This is a genomic window from Bradyrhizobium sp. ORS 375 (assembly GCF_000239775.1).
In the GTDB taxonomy this organism is placed as follows: Bacteria; Pseudomonadota; Alphaproteobacteria; order Rhizobiales; family Xanthobacteraceae; genus Bradyrhizobium.
This window is the reverse complement of record NZ_CAFI01000012.1, coordinates 1-2,323: the sequence shown is the minus strand read 5'-3', so window position 1 is coordinate 2,323 and position 2,323 is coordinate 1. Positions and strand designations below refer to the sequence as shown.

3 protein-coding genes are annotated in these 2,323 nt (G+C 64.8%); 1 reads left to right on the top strand and 2 read right to left on the bottom strand.

All coding sequences use genetic code 11. The annotated features are described in order from the left end of the window. Window positions 1-344 precede the first annotated feature (344 nt). Together BRAO375_RS37840 and BRAO375_RS01230 are read right to left on the bottom strand one after the other, a co-directional pair. A complete protein-coding gene (locus BRAO375_RS37840) occupies window positions 345-500 on the bottom strand; it encodes a hypothetical protein (RefSeq protein WP_006610278.1) in 156 nt (51 codons plus the stop codon). Between the two features lie 282 nt (window positions 501-782). After that, window positions 783-1,601 carry an outer membrane protein gene (locus BRAO375_RS01230; RefSeq protein WP_244423093.1) on the bottom strand — a complete coding sequence of 273 codons (819 nt, stop codon included), beginning with the start codon at window positions 1,599-1,601 and terminating at the stop codon, window positions 783-785. A gap of 279 nt (window positions 1,602-1,880) precedes the next feature. Between BRAO375_RS01230 and BRAO375_RS01225 the strand changes: the two genes are divergently transcribed. Beyond that, window positions 1,881-2,291, top strand: coding sequence for a response regulator (locus BRAO375_RS01225; protein WP_009025622.1), 411 nt, complete (start codon window positions 1,881-1,883; stop codon window positions 2,289-2,291). Window positions 2,292-2,323 lie beyond the last annotated feature (32 nt).

The window sequence follows — 2,323 nt, the reverse complement described above, 5'->3', positions numbered from 1 at the left end:
GGATGACGGGACGATAGGGCTTGTTCGGAAAAATGGAAGGGAAATATTTTTGCGCCCACGACTGGACAGCAGCGATGCCGTTGAGCGTGCTCGTGAAATGAGATCTTCGGCGCACACGCTGAATGACAGCCAACCGGTCTTCGACAGGTCAGCACGACGCTGTTCGCATGCTCAACGGCATTTTGTTGGAGACGATTTGCCCGACGGGCCGCGCGGTCGCCGGTAGCTTTCGGTTGTCACGGCTCAGCGCCGGGCCGACGGCGATGGATCGAACAGAGATGAGCTACGAAGCCGCAGCCTCATAGCTGGCAGATGTTGCTACGGTTTCGACGCGGCGGAGATGATCAGCCCGACTTGTTGATCTTTTTCACCTTGGCATCGGTGGCCTCGATCGAGGCTGCGAGCTCCAGGATCGCCTTTGCCAGGAGGTCGGCGGCTTCCTTGGGATCCTGCGACCGCTCGGCACGTAGCGCGTAGTTCTTGGCGGAGGAGAGTGACATTGGCGAGCATTCCCACGGAAAAGCCCGCCGGGTCGAAACGGCGGGCTGCCTGATGCATCCATGCGCGAGCGGTCCTTCAAGGCCCTGCTCGGTCGACCGTCAGCATGGCAGGCGCCGGTTAAGAAAATGCTCGTGACGCCCGGTCGCGGGTGTCCGCCGCGCGGCGACACGTCGCGCTCGACGTCAGTTCGCCCGTGGGCCGCATATCCGCGCCCCGCCGCGTGACCTCGATGGCGATCTGATCGCGCCCGCTTTGCCCACCCGACGCTTCTGCTTTGCGCCTCAGAATTTGTAGGCGAGTCCGACCGTTGCTGTATGCGTTCGCGTGGTGACATGCGCGGTGAAGCGGTCATCGAAGCCGACACCGACGCCGCCGGCGGCGAAGAACGGCTGGGTCCAGGTGCCGAAATCGGCATAGCGATAGTCCGCGCGCACCAGCCAGTGGCCGCCGATCATGTGTTCGACACCGCCGCCGACGGTCCAGCCGACCCGGGTGGGGGCGAAGGTCTCGTTGTGCGGATTGCCGAAGCAGAATGCGTTGCCAGGGATGACGGCGCAACTCGCGTTCAGCTCGACGCGCTGCCACGCGACGCCGCCGCTGCCATAGAGCAGCGTATCAGGCGCAACCAGATAGCCGAGCCGGGCGCGCAGGCTGCCGTCCCACGTATCCTTCACGGAGCCGGCGGGGAGGCCGATGAGCGGCGCGCCGAAGAACAGCCCGGTCGTTCCCGGCAGCGGAGTCGCCGCCTTGTTGTTGTCGGCCCAGCCGAAGTCGCCTTCGAGGCCTGCGACCCATGACGGGGCGAACTGCCAGTTGACGCCGAGATAGCCGCCGATCCTGGCCGCTACGCTGTCCATGGACCCGCCGGTGCCGGCCGTCGGCACGAATGCGCCGGCCCCGAAGTTCGGGGAGATGTCGCTGGTCCGCCAATCAGTGTCGGCCCAGCGGACGCCGACCGACAGGCCGGCATAGACGCCGGACCATGACGGCGCAGCCGCGACCGGCGGCGCCTTGATCGGCAAGTCGGCTGCGAAGGCAGATCCCGTCAGCACGACGCCGATCAGCGCCGCCGCCATTCCTGCCGTTACAGATGTCGCCATGTCTTGCCCAGCTCTTGCCCCAGCGCGCCACGTCGATTCGATCGATCGACGCCACCATCGCGGGTTGTGGTCAACGCGACAATTGCGCCACATCACGCCGCGCCGAAAAGGTCGTGGTGTTGCTCGCAGAACACTGAAAGATCACGGCGTCAGGCCGTTCGATCGCGCTCGACCGAATTTCCGTAGATCTACGGACCGAAATCTTTACTTCACGGCCATTCGCTGCCGCTAGCAACAGCCAGACTTTCGCTCTGGGAAACATGCAACGGGGCAGGACCAATGAGCAATCAGTTGCTGGTGATCGAGGATGCCGAGGTGCATCTCTCGATTTTGCGCAAGATCGCCGCTCAATGCGGTTATGAGGCGACCTGCGTGACGTCGGTCGAGGCGGCCGCCGAGGTGCTGCGCGAGCGGATCTTCGACTGCATCACCCTGGATCTCTCGCTCGGCGATCGCTGCGGCGCCGACATCCTGCTGCTGCTCAACGAATTGAAGTCGCGCACGCCGGTGATCTTCATCAGCGGCGCCGAGGACGGCACCCGCGAGGAGCACGTCCGGCTCGCCACCGTGCTCGGCCTCGTCGTCTATCCGCAGTTTCAGAAGCCCGTCGACCTGCCGGCCCTGCGCGAGACGCTGAAGCAGATCGCAACGCTCGCGGACTGCGAGAGGCTGGTCGCGGCGGTGAGATAGTACGCGCTCTGCGCAACCACGCCGCTTGGCCA